Origin of the sequence: Kribbella sp. VKM Ac-2568 (assembly GCF_004345365.1) — a bacterium.
Taxonomy (GTDB): domain Bacteria; phylum Actinomycetota; class Actinomycetes; order Propionibacteriales; family Kribbellaceae; genus Kribbella; species Kribbella orskensis.
Genome location: NZ_SLVF01000003.1, coordinates 163,298 through 177,094, shown reverse-complemented (window position 1 = coordinate 177,094; position 13,797 = coordinate 163,298). Strand labels below are relative to the sequence as shown.

The following is a 13,797-nucleotide window of genomic DNA, read 5'->3' as shown; positions in this document are numbered from 1 at the left end:
AGTCGTTGGACTTGATGCATCGCCCGGAGCAGGATCTAGGTGTCAGCAAGAAACGCAGCACCTGATCTGAAGGAGCAAAGGGCGATGACGCAGAACGACACCACCACCGAGCGGGTCGCGATCGTGACCGGCGGTTCCCGGGGCATCGGCCGCGAGACGGCGACCCGACTGGGCCGCGACGGCTACGCGGTCGTGATCAACTACGCCAGCAACCAGGCCGAGGCCGAGGAAGCGGTGAAGGAGGTCGAGCAGGCGGGCGGCCGGGCGATCGCGGTCCGGGCCGACGTCGCCGACGAGACCGCGGTGGCGAGTCTGTTCGACCAGACCGAGGAAGCCTTCGGCGGGGTGGACGTCATCGTCCACGCGGCCGGCATCATGCCGCTGGCGCCGCTGGTGGACCTCGACCTCGCGGTCTTCGACAGTGTCGTCCGGACCAACCTGCGCGGCACCTTCGTGGTCGACCAGCAGGCCGCCCGCCGGCTGCGCAACGGCGGCTCGATCATCAACATCTCCAGCTCGCTCACCAAGCTCGCCCGGCCGAACTACTCGGCCTACGCCGCGACCAAGGGTGGCGTCGAGGCGATCACGCTGATCCTGGCCCGCGAGCTCCGCGGCCGCGACATCACCGTCAACGCCGTGGCCCCCGGCCCGACCGCGACCGCGCTGTTCTTCGAAGGCAAGCCGCAGGAGCTGATCGACCGGATCGCCGCCGAGCCGCCGCTGGAGCGCCTGGGCCAGCCCGAGGACATCTCCGAGATCGTCGCCTTCCTGGCCGGCCCGGCCCGCTGGATCAACGGCCAGGTCATCTACGCCAACGGCGGCTCGGCCGCCTGACCCTCGTCGCCTCGAACCACCCCGGCGGCCTGGCCGCCTGGCCCACCGGCGAACCGTGGCCGGCTCACATCCTCCGAAAACCTGGGCGGCGTCCACCGCCGGACACCCTGATGCCAGATTCCCGAGAAATGGAGACCTGAGATGAGCAAGACGATCCTGATCAGCGGTGCTTCCAGTGGCTTCGGCGCCCTCACCGCGCACGCCTTGGCCGACGCCGGCCACACCGTGTACGCCGGGATGCGCGACGTCGCCGGCCGGAACGCGGCTGCCGCGGCCGACGCCAAGCAGTACTCCGACGAGCACAACGTCAACCTCCGCACGGTGGAGCTCGACGTCAGCTCCGACGAGTCCACCCGGCAGGCAGTGCAGACGGTGCTCGCGGAGCAGGGCAAGCTCGACGTCCTGATCCACAACGCCGGCCACATGGTCACCGGTCCGGCCGAGGCCTTCACCCCGGAGCAGCTGGCCGACCTGTACGACACGAACGTGCTCGGCACGCAGCGCCTCAACCGCGCCGCTCTCCCGCATCTCCGTGAACAGCACGACGGCCTCCTCCTGTGGGTAGGCAGCTCCAGCACCCGCGGCGGCACTCCGCCGTACCTGGCTCCGTACTTCGCGGCGAAGGCGGCCATGGATGCGCTGGCGGTCAGCTACGCGCTGGAGGTGGCGCGGTTCGGCATCGAGAGCACGATCGTCGTCCCGGGTTCCTTCACCCACGGCACGAACCACTTCGCGCACAGCGGTAAGCCGGCCGACGCGGACATCGTCGCGGCCTACGAGACCCGGTACGCCGGGCTGATGGACCAGGTCGCGCAGAAGCTGCGGGAGCTGGAGCCGGAGTGGGCCGACGTTGCCGAGGTGGCGACGGCGATCGTGACCGTGGTCGACACCGAGAAGGGCAAGCGGCCGTTCCGGGTCCACATCGACCCCTCCGACGACGGCGCGGCCGTGGTGAACGCGGTGGCCGACCGGGTCCGGACCGAGTTCCTCCGCCGGGTCGAGCTGGACGACCTGCTGCACCCGACGGCGTGACCATGAAACCGACGATCGACGTCCACGCCCACTTCCTGCTGCCGGAGTACGTCGCGGCGGCGGAGCGGGCCGGACACCTCCGCCCGGACGGGATGCCGGGGTGGCCGGAGTGGAACGTCCGTCGGCAGCTCGACCTGATGGACGACACCGGGATCACCAAGTCGGTGCTCTCGGTGTCGTCCCCGGGCGTGCACTTCGGGGACGACTTCCGGGCCCAAGTGCTGGCCCGCCGGATGAACGAGGCGGCCGCCGAGCTGGGCAAGGACCACCCGGGCAGATTCGGGTTCTTCGCCGGCCTGCCTCTCCCGGACGTGGACGGCGCGCTGGTGGAGCTCGAATACGCCTACGACAGCCTGCACGCCGACGGCGTCGTACTGATGAGCAACGCGGGCGGGCAGTACCCGGGGGATCCGTCCTGGGATCGCCTCTGGCGCGAGCTGGACGCGCGGTCCGCAGTCGTCTTCCTGCACCCGACCTCGCCTCCACAGTGGCGACAGGTCGCGCTGGACCGCCCCCGGCCGATGATCGAGTTCCTCTTCGACGAGGCCCGCGCGGTGGCCGATCTGGCGCTGACCGGGATCTTCACCCGCTACCCGAACGTGCGGTTCGTCGTCACCCACGCAGGCGACGTACTGCCGCTGCTCGGTGATCGCCTGGATCTCTTCCGGCACACCTACTCCACCGCCTCGGTGGACGAGGTGCCCGCCGTCAGTTCCCAGTTGCGGAAGCTCTGGTACGACGTGGCCGGTACGCCGGTGCCGGGGCAACTGCCGATCCTCGAAGCAGTCGCAAGGGCGGACCGCCTGCTCTACGGCAGCGACTACGGTTTCACCCCGAACGAGGCGATCGCGGAGCAGGTGGCGGCCCTGGACGCGTCACCCGCGGCTGACGGCTGGAGAGCCAGGACCACAGAGAACGCGGTACGGCTGCTGCCGGCGCGGGTCGATGCCTGAGAGCGCAACGAGTTGACGTGAAAGCCACGGGCTGAGCGACCATAATCGGAAGCGGCGGTCAGCCTGCCTGCAGAAGCGATGCGGACGAGAGGTGGCTTGGTGGACGTGAGTGATGACGGAGCGGACGTCGCGGACGTCTTCGCCCGGCTGGCGGTCGAGCTGCACGAGGAGACGGGTCTCACCGAGACCGTCGAGGCGGTCGTCCAGTTCGCGTTGCAAGCGGTCAGCTGCACCCATGCGGGCGTGGCCCTGGCGCAGCGCGGGCGGCACTTCGAAACCATCGCCGTCACCGATCCGCTCGTCGAACAGTCCGACCAGCTCCAGCTCGACTGCGGCGAGGGCCCTTCGCTTGCTGTGCTCGCGAACCGCGACACCGTCGTGATCGCCGACACCGAGAGCGACGATCGCTGGCCGGTCTGGGGTCCGAAGGCCGCGGCGCTCGGTCTGCGGAGTGTGCTTACCGTCCGGCTACATACCAGCGGCTCGACGCTGGGTGTGCTGCAACTGTTCAACACGGAGCCTCACGCGTTCGACGCGGACGACGACGCGGTCGCGCACATCCTCGCCCGGCACGCCTCGGTGGCGTTGTCGAACGCGCGCCAGGAAGCCTCGCTGTGGCACGCGATCGACGCGCGCAAGCTGATCGGCCAGGCCCAGGGCATCCTGATGGAGCGCTTCGGCATCGACGGCGACCAGGCGTTCGCGGTCCTGCGCCGCTACTCGCAGGACAACAACATCAAGCTCCGCGACGTCGCCCAGCGGCTGATCGAGACCCGGAAACTCCCGTCCTGAAGGGATACCGCGCGCGATCCTCGCGCTGAGTCAGCGAATTGTCATCCTCCGTCCCTACGGTGAGGAACGTCAGTGGGGGCTGAGAAAGGACGCACTCGATGATCGACGAAACGATCACGTCCGGCTCTGCCCGGCTGCCAGTGTCCGCTCAGGCGGCCGGCGCCACGTTGTGGTTGATCCGGAACATGTTCGTCGGGTCGTAGGTCTTCTTGACGGCCGCCAGGCGCTTGTAGCGCTCTGGGCCGTAGATCGCGGCGGCGTCGGCTGCCTCGTCCGGCGCGAGGTTGTTCACCAGCCGTCGGTCGCCCCGCCAGGGCTCCATACCGTCGAGCAGCACCGCGACCGACTCCTTGAGTTGCTGTTCCTCCGACACCGGACCGCCCGCGACGCCCAGCAGGACGTACGGCAGACCCCTGGTCGCCACGGCGTTGGGCACCGCCGGCTCCCGGTCCCACGCCCCGCCCAGGGCACGCAGTTCAACCATCGTCAGGGTGTTTGCGGAGTCCGGGCCGGCGAGTTCCACCAGCTTGTCCAGTGCATCTGCGGGGAACTCCCGTAGCATGATGCTCCGTTCGTAGTAGGGCACTGGTTCGGTCGACTCGTTGTGGATCGACGCGACCTTCGTGTACGGCATGTCCGCCACGGTGTCCAGGAGTGCCGGAGCTACCGCCCGAAGCGGCGCCACCATACGCTCGCCGTCCGCGGCCGTGCCGTTGTAGGCGATCCGCAGGTGCACCACGAACTCCCCGTGCAGGGACTCGGGCAGTTGGGGCAGCGCTCGTAGCCGCAGTACGGCGAACGACGAGATCATGGTCTCCGGCGTGCCCGGGTGCCAGGCGGTCCAGGCGCGCAGCACGTCGGCCGTACGCTCACCGGGGAAGTAGATGCCGCCGCCGTAGAGGCGGGGCACCGGGAACAGGTCGAATTCAAGCGCGGTGACCACGCCGAAGTTGCCCTTGCCGCCGCGCAGCGCCCAGAACAGGTCGGGTTCGGACTGCGCGTTGACATGGCGCAGTTCGCCGTCCGCGGTCACCACGTCAAGCGAGCGGACATGGTCGGCGGCGTAGCCGTGGGAGCGGCCGAGGGTCGGGCTGAGCCCGCCGCCCAGGGTGTAACCGGAGACTCCCACCGTGGGATTCGACCCGTTCAGCGGAGCCAGCCCAGCCTCGGCAGCCTTCTTGACGACCTCTGCCCATCTCGCTCCGGCGCCGACCCGGGCCGTGCGGCCGACCGCGTCGATGGCCACGTCATTCATCCGGTGGGTCGCGATGACGACGGCGCCGTGCGCGGGGCCGACCATCTGGTGGCCGGTGGTCTTCACCAGGACCGGCCGGTACTGCCCTGCCGCGAAGGCGACGGCGGCCCGGACATCGGCCGTGCTCTCCGCCACCACGATCACCGCGGGTACCAGGTCGTGATTCAGGTTGAAAACGGCGCGTTCGTCGTCGTATCCGGCGTCGCCCGGCAGCAGAACCGAACCCGTCACCGCGGCCACGAGGGACGCGGCATCCTCCGGCAGGACCGGCGGCAGGGACGAATCATTGAAAGTCATCACATACATGCTATTGCGAATGCGAATAGCGCGAGTCAGCGCACGGCGGGACCACCTGCGCGAGGTGGCGAAGGCCGAGGCCGACGAACTGCTGGCGACCGCTCGTGCGGAGGAAGGCGCGATCCGCCGGCGCTCGCCGAACTCGATGCAGTCGAGGAGTAGGGCACTAGCGACCGGCTCGGGAGTTGAGCTGTCGGCGACAGGTGGCATGCTCTCGGGGTGGCTTGGGAACTGGAGCGGGTGTTGGGGCTGGCGCCCGATGCTGCTTCCGTCAAGGCTGGGGAGGGGCAGGCTCGGGGCGCCAAGTGGGCTGGGGCCGGGGCTTCGGCGCAGGCGGTCTGGGGGTTGTGCCAGGGGAGCGGGAAGCAGCCGTATCAGACGGTGGTGGAACTGGCCGGCCCTGCTTTCAAGTGCTCGTGTCCCAGTCGGAAGTTTCCCTGCAAGCACGCTCTTGGTTTGCTGTTGCTGTGGGCGACTGGCGAGGTACGGCCGGCTGAAGAGCCTGACTGGGTGTCCAGCTGGCTGGCCGAGCGAGCCGATCGGTCCGAGCGGTCCGCGGAGCGGGCTGAGAAGAAGCCGGGTGAGGTCGCCGATCCGTTGGCGGCCCAGCAGCGGGCATCCCGGCGAGCTGATCGGGTCTCCGCGGGCATGTCCGAGCTGCAGAGCTGGCTGGACGACCAAGTACACCGAGGGCTGAGCGGATTCGAGCAGCGTGGGTACTCCGAGCTGAGCCGGCTGGCTGCGCGCATGGTCGATGCGCAGGCGCCTGGCGTGGCAGGAGCCGTACGCCGAGCCGCCGGGGTGGTCGGGCGCGGCCACGGCTGGCCCGGCGAACTGCTGGAGGAGCTGTCCCTCATCCACCTGGTGGTGTCCGCCCACGGCAGGCTCGGCGAGCTGCCACCCACCTTGGCCGACACTGTGCAGTCGAGGATCGGCTGGACCGTCGAGACCGCCCGGGTACTCGCCGAAGGGGAGAAGGTCGAGGACGACTGGCTCGTCCTCGGCCGGGTGATCGAGCCGGACGACCGCCTGACCGTACGGCGCTTGTGGTTGCGCGGGGTCACCACCGGCAGGCTCGCGCTGATCCTCAACTTCGCGCCGGCCGGGCGGCAACTGGATCCCCTTCCGGCCCGACCGGGCGAGCTCGTCCCCGGCGTGCTGTCGTTCTACCCGGGCGCACTGCCGATGCGGGCACTTCTCACTCAGACGGCACCCCGCCTGCCGTCCCCGAGGCCGGGTGGCCTGAACGCGAAGCAGGCGCTGGCGTCGTACGTCGAGTCGCTGGCGGCGGATCCGTGGAACGAGCGCTGGCCACTCGTCCTGGCAGCTGTGCGTCCGGCGAAGAACGGCGAGAACTGGGCGCTCGTGGACCAGGCGGGTGACGCGCTGGAGGTTCTGCCGGGGGTGGATCTGTGGAAGCTGCTCGCGGTCTCGGCTGGTGATCCGGTGACGGTGGCCGGCGAGTGGAACCGCGCCGGGTTCAAGCCGATGACGTGCTGGGACGGCGATCGGCCGGTGATCCTGTCATGAGGGGCTGGGATGGCTTGGTCAGTTCGGCGTTGCTCGGGACCGAGCGGCGGCCGCCGCGGTTCGAGGAGTTGCCGGAGAAGATCCAGGAGCAGTTGGGCGAAGGTGGGCTACTCGATGCCGCCGCGCTGGCGACCCTCTACAAGAGAGCCGGCCGCACGCCGCTCGAAGGCCTCACGCCGCTCGAGCCTGCGGTGGGGGAAGACCGTCCCCTCCCCAGACCCGTGGCGATCCGCAGACTCGCCGCGATGCTCACCGGTTTCCAGACCGCCGCACTCGGTGAGTGGTTGCGTGCGGCAAACGAGCGAGGTTGGGGTGTCCCGCCCGAGCAGCTTCCCGCACTGGCCGACTACGCGCGCAACCGCGCGGAGTACCGGCCGTTGGTGATCGCGGCGGCCGGGCGGCGGGCGAGCTGGCTCGCGGATCTGAACCCAGATTGGCGATTCCTGCACGATGCGGTTGTCGAGGGCAACGCTATCGCGATCTGGACGCATGGCAACGCCCTGCAGCGGCGGAGCTGGTTGCGCTCGTTGCGTCGCCGCGATCCCGCTGCTGCGCTCGAGGCGCTCCAGGAGGTCTGGCCGACCGAACCCGCGGCTACCCGGCTGGACTTCCTCGGGCTGCTGGCAGAGCAGTTGTCGCCGGCCGACGAGGAGTTCTGCGAGGCCGCCCTCGACGACCGCTCGAAGGAGGTACGCCGGGCCGCGGCGACGCTACTTGCGCGGATCCCCGGTTCGCAGTACGGCGAGCGCATGGCGCAGCGGGTGTGGTCCCACTTGACGGTCAGCCAGGGGGTCATCGCGGTCAGCTTGCCGACCAAGGTGGACCCGTCGATGTTGCGTGACGGAATCGACCCGCAACCGCATGAAGGGCTTGGCAAACGGGCCTGGTGGTTCCGGCAGATCCTTGCCGCCGCGCCGTTGTCCGCCTCCAAGCTCGAGCAGCTCGGGATGCCGGTCGAGGGGTGTGCCCCGGAGGTCCTTCAGATCGCCTGGGCGGAGGCGGCCGTGCGCGAGCGATCAGCCGACTGGGCGCGCGCCTTGCTCACCACGAACGCCGCGACGGACAACCGGACCGCCGAGCTGCTGCGGATCCTGCCACCGCAGGAGTGGGTGTCCGCCATCGAGTTGCTGCGGGCAAGGATCGACCTCGCGGACCTGGTCGGCGGACTGCCTGTGCCGTGGCCGGCGCCGCTGGCGATCTTCGTCCTCGACCACCTGGCGAAGGTGGGGCCGGCCCGCAGTTGGGCCCGGCTGGCGAGCATCGCCGCGCGCGCGGTACCGGCCGACGTGCTGAACCATCCGATCACTCGTGAGCCGACCGGTGACGAAGACACCTGGCGGCGGCGCCTTGTCGAGACCCTGATCTTCCGTCGTGAGATGTACGAGGAGCTGTCATGACCGTGAGCCCTGCAGTCCTGCGCCCGCATGCCGAGGACGAGTACGCGGCGGAGCTGGCCGCGCTGATCGCCGCGGACGACCGGCCGCGGCCGCCTGCCTGGCGGATGTCCCCGGCCGCGGTGGTGACGTATCTCCTGGGTGGCAAGGCGGGAGACATGGAGATCACGCCGAAGTACGTGGGACCGCGGCGCCTCGTGGAGGTCGCCGTCGCGACGTTGGCGACGGATCGCGCACTGCTGCTGCTCGGTGTACCGGGTACTGCGAAGACGTGGGTCAGCGAGCACCTCGCGGCGGCCATCAGCGGGGATTCCACCTTGCTGGTGCAGGGGACCGCGGGCACCGCCGAGGAGGCGATTCGCTACGGCTGGAACTACGCGCAGTTGATAGCCCAGGGTCCCAGTGAGGCGGCGCTGGTGCCGAGTCCGGTGTTCCGGGCGATGGCGGACGCGAAGATCGCCCGGATCGAGGAGCTGACCCGGATGCCGTCCGACGTCCAGGACGCGCTGATCACGATCCTGTCCGAGAAGGCGCTGCCGATCTCCGAGCTGGGCACGGAGGTCCAGGCCCGCAAGGGATTCAATGTCATTGCCACCAGCAATGACCGCGACAAGGGTGTGAACGAACTGTCGAGCGCGCTCCGGCGTCGCTTCAACACCGTGGTGCTGCCGTTGCCGGACTCTGCCGAGGACGAGGTGGAGATCGTGTCGCGCCGGGTCGCGCAGCTCGGGTCGTCGCTCGAACTGCCGCGGCAGGACGACGCGCTGGACGAGATCCGCCGCGTGGTCACGGTGTTCCGCGAGCTCCGCGCCGGGCGGACCGAGGATGGCCGGACCGCGGTGAAGTCGCCGTCCGGCACGTTGTCCACCGCGGAGGCGATCAGCGTGGTGACCGGCGGTCTCGCCCTCGCCGCGCACTTCGGCGACGGCGTACTGCGCTCGAACGACGTGGCAGGCGGCATCCTCGGAGCCGTGGTCAAGGATCCCTCGGCGGATCGCGTGGTCTGGTCGGAGTACCTGGAGACGGTGGTCCGCGAGCGCGACGGCTGGGCCGACTTCTACCGGGCCTGCAGGGACATCACCGGATGACCGTTCACCTCTTCGGGATCAGGCACCACGGACCGGGTTCGGCCCGGGCGCTGGCGGCTGCCCTGACGGAGTTGCAGCCTGACGTCGTACTGATCGAGGGACCGCCCGAGGCCGACAAGGTGGTGGAGCTCGCAGCGTCGGAGGAGATGGTGCCGCCGGTGGCGCTGCTCGCTTATGCGGTGGACGATTCGACCCGCGCCGCCTTCTGGCCGTTCGCGGTGTTCAGCCCCGAATGGCAGGCGATCCGGCACGCGCTGGCGGCCGGAGTACCGGTGCGGTTCTGCGATCTGCCGGCGGCGTACCAGTTCGGCAGCCTGGATCGCTCGGAGCGGCGGGGGCTGTCGGCGGATCCGCTGGCGACGCTGGCCGCGGCCGGTGGGTACGACGATCCCGAGCGCTGGTGGGACGACGTGATCGAGCATCGGCGCGACGGGGCTGAGCCGTTCACGGTGATCGCGGAGGCGATGGGGGAGCTGCGCCGGGACGAGACGGCGACCGGTCGCGAGGCGCAGCGCGAGGCCTACATGCGCACGGTTCTGCGCAAGGCACTGCGGGAGGGGTTCGAGCGGATCGCCGTGGTGTGCGGCGCCTGGCATGTGCCCGCTCTGCAAGCACCGTTGCCCCCGGCAACTCATGACGCGCGCATTCTCAAGGGACTGCCCAAGCGCAAGGTCGCCTGCACCTGGGTGCCGTGGACGCACGGCCGGCTCGCGAGCGCCAGCGGGTACGGCGCCGGCGTCACCTCGCCCGGCTGGTACCACCATCTGTTCACGGCGCCCGACCAGATCACCGCGCGCTGGCTCGGCAAGGTCGCGCGCGTACTGCGGGCCGAGGACCTCCCGGTGTCGAGTGCTCACGTGATCGAGGCGGTCCGGTTGGCGGAAACCCTGGCTGCTCTGCGGGAGCGACCACTCGCCGGGTTGAGCGAGGTCACGGAGGCCACCCGGGCGGTGATGTGCGGCGGCAACGACGTCCTGCTCGACCTGGTCACTCGTGAGGCTGTGGTGGGCGAGTTGCTCGGCGCAGTACCGGGTGATACTCCGCAAGCGCCGGTGGCGGCGGACCTTGCCGCGCAGGCCAGGCGGTTGCGATTGAAGCGGGACGCCGCCGAACGCGTGGTGGAGCTCGACCTGCGGAAGCCGAACGACCTGGAGAAGTCGAGGTTGCTGCACCGGTTACGGATTCTCGGCATCGACTGGGGCGTGCCGACCGCGGACGAACGGCGCAACCAGGGCACGTTCCGGGAGACCTGGACGCTCAGCTGGGATCCCGGTCTGGAGGTCGATCTCGTGGCCGCCGGCGCCCATGGGACAACCGTGCTCGGTGCTGCGACGACGGTGATGCTGCGCGTCGCCGACGAGTCGTCGACGTTGGCCGAGGTGACGTCTGCGCTGGAGCGGTCGCTGCTCGCTGACCTGGCCGAGGCGTTGCCGGCTCTGCTGCAGGGCGTCGACACCAGGGCGGCGAAGGATGCCGATGTCGGTCACCTGATGGCGGCGCTGCCCGCGTTGGCGCGATCCGCTCGGTATGGCGACGTGCGTGGAAGCTCTACCGAAGGACTGGGGTTGGTCGCCGGCCGGATGGTCTCCCGGGTGTGCGCCGGGCTCGGGCGGACCGTGCACGGGTTGGATCCCGAGGCCGCGGCGTCGGTGCTCGAACTGATCGACGGGGTGCAGGATGCGACCGCCTTGCTCGATGAGGCCGTCCGCCTCGAGTGGTTGGCGACGCTGGAAGGACTGAGCGGGCGGTCGTCCGTTCCGCCGTTGATCGCCGGACGGCTGACCCGGTTGATGCTCGACACCTCGCGACTGGATGCTGCCGAGGTCGCGCTCCGGTTGGGCCGGGCGCTCTCTCCTGGTACTCCGACCGCCGATGCCGCCGGCTATGTCGAGGGATTCCTGGCCGGTGGTGGCCTGTTGCTGGTGCACGACGAACGCCTGCTGGCGTTGGTGGACTCCTGGCTGACCGCGATCCCCGACGACGCGTTCCTGGAGGCGTTGCCGCTGCTCCGGCGTACCTTCGGGACCTTCGCCTCGCCGGAGCGCCGGTCGATCGGAGACCGAGCCCGCGCCCTAGCTGATCCGGCCGCCATGGTGGTTGCTGATGACAACGAACTGGATTCGTTGCTGGCAGCATCCGTCTTACCCGTCGTGGCGCGATTGCTGGGGGTGTGACCGTGTCCGACGACGAACGCATGCGCCGCTGGCGGATGGTGCTCGGCAGCGAGGCCGACCCGGAGACCGGTACAACGTTGTCCGCCGCCGACAGATCCGTCGACGCCGCCCTGGCTGCTTTGTACGACGCGGAGCGGGGCGAGCCGGGGACCAAGCGATCGGCCGGACTGGGTTCGTCGGCGCCGCGGGTGGCTCGTTGGCTGGGCGACATCCGGACCTACTTCCCGAGCACGGTCGTTCAGGTGATGCAGCGTGACGCGGTCGAGCGGCTCGGCATCACCCGGATGCTGATGGAGCCCGAGCTCCTCAACGCTGTCGAGCCCGATGTCCATCTCGTCAGCACCTTGCTGGCCCTGAACGAGGTGATGCCGGAGGAGACCAAGCACACCGCCCGCGACGTCGTCCGCCGAGTGGTGGTCGAGCTCGAGGAACGCCTGGCCGAGCGGACCCGGGCAGCCGTGACCGGTGCGCTCGACCGAGCCGGCCGGACCGGGCGGCCGCGTCACTCCGACATCGACTGGGACCGGACGATCCGCGCCAACCTGAAGCACTTCTCGCCCTCGCTCGGCACGATCGTGCCGGACCGGCTGGTTGGCTATGCCCGCCGCAACCACAGCGTGCAACGCGATGTGGTGCTGGCGATCGACCAGTCGGGGTCGATGGCGGAGTCGGTCGTGTACGCGAGCCTGTTCGGCGCAGTACTGGGGTCGATGCGGGCACTGCGGACCAGCCTGGTCGTCTTCGACACCGCGGTGGTGGATCTGACCGAGGAACTGGACGACCCGGTCGACGTCCTCTTCGGCACCCAGCTCGGCGGCGGTACCGACATCAACCGCGCCCTGGCGTACTGCGAGGGTCTGGTCAGTCGCCCGGCGGAGACGGTGATGGTGCTGGTGAGCGACCTGTACGAAGGTGGCTCGCGGGAGGAGTTGCTCCGCCGGGCTCGTTCCCTGGTGGATTCCGGGGTCCAGCTGATCGCGTTGCTCGCCCTCGCCGACTCGGGCACCCCGTCCTACGATGCCGACAACGCGGCCGCCTTCGCCGACCTGGGCATCCCGACCTTCGCCTGCACCCCCGATCTCTTTCCCGACCTGATGGCCGCCGCGATCCGCCGCGACGACATCGCCGGCTGGGCCGCCACCAACCTGGAGAGCTAATCCGGTCGCGCGACCCGGGCTGCCGTTCTACCGTCGCGGGGAGGGCTGATCAGGGGGTTGTGGTGAGGGTTACGCAGATCCGGGACGACGAGCACGACCGGGCGACGCTGGTGTGGGAGGCGTCGGTCCGGGCGACGCACGATTTCGTCACCGATGCGGATATCGCGCTGTTCCGTCCGTTGGTGCACGCCTCCTTCGGCGAGATCCAGCACCTCGCCGTACTGCGGGACGACGACGATCTGCTGGTCGGCTTCGTCGGGGTGGAGGGGGACAAGGTCGAGATGCTGTTCCTCGATCCGGCCGTCCGCGGTCAGGGCGGCGGGAGGCTGCTGCTCCAGCACGCTGTCTCCGTCTTCGGCGCGACCACCGTCGACGTCAACGAGCAGAACCCGCAGGCGGTCGGCTTCTACCTGCACGAGGGCTTCCACCAGGTCGGGCGCTCAGCCCTGGACGGCCTCGGCAAGCCCTACCCACTGCTGCACCTCGCCCTTCCCAACTCCTGATCACTGGTGCAGGATATAGTCATCAATAGTGACTATCAGGATCGATGACTAGTGGAGATGGCGATGAGCACGATCGAACTGACCCGGTTCAAGGTGGCGGCCGAGAAGACCGACGAACTGCTCGCCTCGCGGCCGGGCATGCTGCAGGACTTCGAGGCCGACCGGACCGGGTTCATCCGCGCGCAGTTGGTGCGCCTGCCGGACGGCGAGTGGCTGGACATCGTCGAGTGGGCGACGCCCGAGGACTTCGCCGCCTCTCGTGCCAAGGGCGGCAACCTCCCCGGCATCGCTCGCTTCTTCGCCGCGATCGATGCTCTCGTCACCGCAGAAGAAGGTGTCAGCGAGACCTTCTGATCACTCTGGACTCTTCCGGGGTGTTCACGGGGGTGGCCAGAAGGCTGGAGAGCCACTGGAGGCGGTCGGGGATCGGCCAGTAGTAGACCCAGGTGCCACGGCGCTCGCAGTCGACCAGGCCGGCCTCGCGCAGTACGCGCAGGTGGTGGGAGATCGTCGGGCCGCTGACGTCGAATCGCGGGGTGATGTCGCAGACGCAGAGCTCGTCGCCGGCCGAGGCGATGATCGACATCAGCCGAAGCCGGATCGGGTCGGAGAGCGCCTTGAAGACGGTCGCGCCCTCGATCGCCTGGGCCGGGTCGAGCGCGGATTCGCTGATCGGCGTACAGCAACCGCCGGCATCGTCCACGAGGTCGGCCACGAGCCCGCTGGGCGCCGGTTGTTTAGACATGCGTCTATCTTGACAGCTGTCTATTCAAGAGGCAAGGTTGGTC

The 13,797-nt window shown here is 69.4% G+C and carries 13 protein-coding genes and 1 pseudogene; 12 read left to right on the top strand and 2 right to left on the bottom strand.

Going from position 1 to position 13,797, the window contains the following annotated elements; all coding sequences use genetic code 11:
- Positions 1–84: 84 nt before the first annotated feature.
- From EV648_RS08235 to EV648_RS08220, 4 genes are all read left to right on the top strand, one after another.
- Entirely contained in the window at positions 85–834 is a 750-nt protein-coding gene (locus tag EV648_RS08235; RefSeq protein ID WP_132287186.1) for an SDR family oxidoreductase, read from the top strand.
- Between the two features lie 141 nt (positions 835–975).
- On the top strand, positions 976–1,866 hold the full coding sequence (locus tag EV648_RS08230) for an SDR family oxidoreductase (protein ID WP_132287183.1): 891 nt from the start codon (positions 976–978) through the stop codon (positions 1,864–1,866).
- A 2-nt stretch (positions 1,867–1,868) separates the two neighbouring features.
- Positions 1,869–2,819 (top strand): amidohydrolase family protein, encoded by a 951-nt coding sequence (locus EV648_RS08225; RefSeq protein WP_132287180.1) that lies wholly within the window; start codon positions 1,869–1,871, stop codon positions 2,817–2,819.
- Between the two features lie 105 nt (positions 2,820–2,924).
- Positions 2,925–3,611 (top strand): GAF and ANTAR domain-containing protein, encoded by a 687-nt coding sequence (locus tag EV648_RS08220; protein ID WP_241994966.1) that lies wholly within the window; start codon positions 2,925–2,927, stop codon positions 3,609–3,611.
- Between the two features lie 148 nt (positions 3,612–3,759).
- Here the strand turns inward: EV648_RS08220 and EV648_RS08215 are convergent, their stop codons facing one another.
- On the bottom strand, positions 3,760–5,163 hold the full coding sequence (locus tag EV648_RS08215; RefSeq protein ID WP_132287174.1) for an FAD-binding oxidoreductase: 1,404 nt from the start codon (positions 5,161–5,163) through the stop codon (positions 3,760–3,762).
- 219 nt (positions 5,164–5,382) lie between these two features.
- Here EV648_RS08215 and EV648_RS45115 point away from each other — a divergent pair.
- The 8 genes and pseudogenes from EV648_RS45115 to EV648_RS08180 form a co-directional block, all read left to right on the top strand.
- A pseudogene (locus EV648_RS45115) lies at positions 5,383–5,628 on the top strand (SWIM zinc finger family protein); the annotation flags it as partial.
- Positions 5,629–5,673: 45 nt separating this feature from the next.
- On the top strand, positions 5,674–6,693 hold the full coding sequence (locus tag EV648_RS08210; RefSeq protein ID WP_241995045.1) for an SWIM zinc finger family protein: 1,020 nt from the start codon (positions 5,674–5,676) through the stop codon (positions 6,691–6,693).
- Positions 6,690–8,090 carry a DUF5691 domain-containing protein gene (locus EV648_RS08205; protein WP_132287168.1) on the top strand — a complete coding sequence of 467 codons (1,401 nt, stop codon included), beginning with the start codon at positions 6,690–6,692 and terminating at the stop codon, positions 8,088–8,090. Before EV648_RS08210 ends, EV648_RS08205 begins: the two co-directional genes overlap by 4 nt.
- A complete protein-coding gene (locus EV648_RS08200) occupies positions 8,087–9,175 on the top strand; it encodes an AAA family ATPase (protein ID WP_132287165.1) in 1,089 nt (362 codons plus the stop codon). Before EV648_RS08205 ends, EV648_RS08200 begins: the two co-directional genes overlap by 4 nt.
- Positions 9,172–11,349, top strand: coding sequence for a DUF5682 family protein (locus EV648_RS08195; protein ID WP_132287162.1), 2,178 nt, complete (start codon positions 9,172–9,174; stop codon positions 11,347–11,349). The genes EV648_RS08200 and EV648_RS08195 overlap by 4 nt, the downstream gene beginning before the upstream one ends.
- A complete protein-coding gene (locus EV648_RS08190; RefSeq protein ID WP_132287159.1) occupies positions 11,346–12,506 on the top strand; it encodes a VWA domain-containing protein in 1,161 nt (386 codons plus the stop codon). The genes EV648_RS08195 and EV648_RS08190 overlap by 4 nt, the downstream gene beginning before the upstream one ends.
- Positions 12,507–12,568: 62 nt before the next feature.
- The gene (locus EV648_RS08185; protein WP_132287156.1) at positions 12,569–13,009 is read left to right on the top strand and encodes a GNAT family N-acetyltransferase; all 441 of its coding nucleotides are present in this window, start codon (positions 12,569–12,571) and stop codon (positions 13,007–13,009) included.
- Positions 13,010–13,072: 63 nt separating this feature from the next.
- Complete coding sequence (locus tag EV648_RS08180) at positions 13,073–13,363, top strand: antibiotic biosynthesis monooxygenase (RefSeq protein ID WP_132287153.1); 291 nt, start codon at positions 13,073–13,075, stop codon at positions 13,361–13,363.
- On the opposite strand, the gene EV648_RS08175 is transcribed toward EV648_RS08180, so the two are convergent.
- The gene (locus EV648_RS08175; RefSeq protein WP_132287150.1) at positions 13,347–13,754 is read right to left on the bottom strand and encodes a helix-turn-helix transcriptional regulator; all 408 of its coding nucleotides are present in this window, start codon (positions 13,752–13,754) and stop codon (positions 13,347–13,349) included. The genes EV648_RS08180 and EV648_RS08175 overlap by 17 nt on opposite strands.
- Positions 13,755–13,797: the final 43 nt, after the last annotated feature.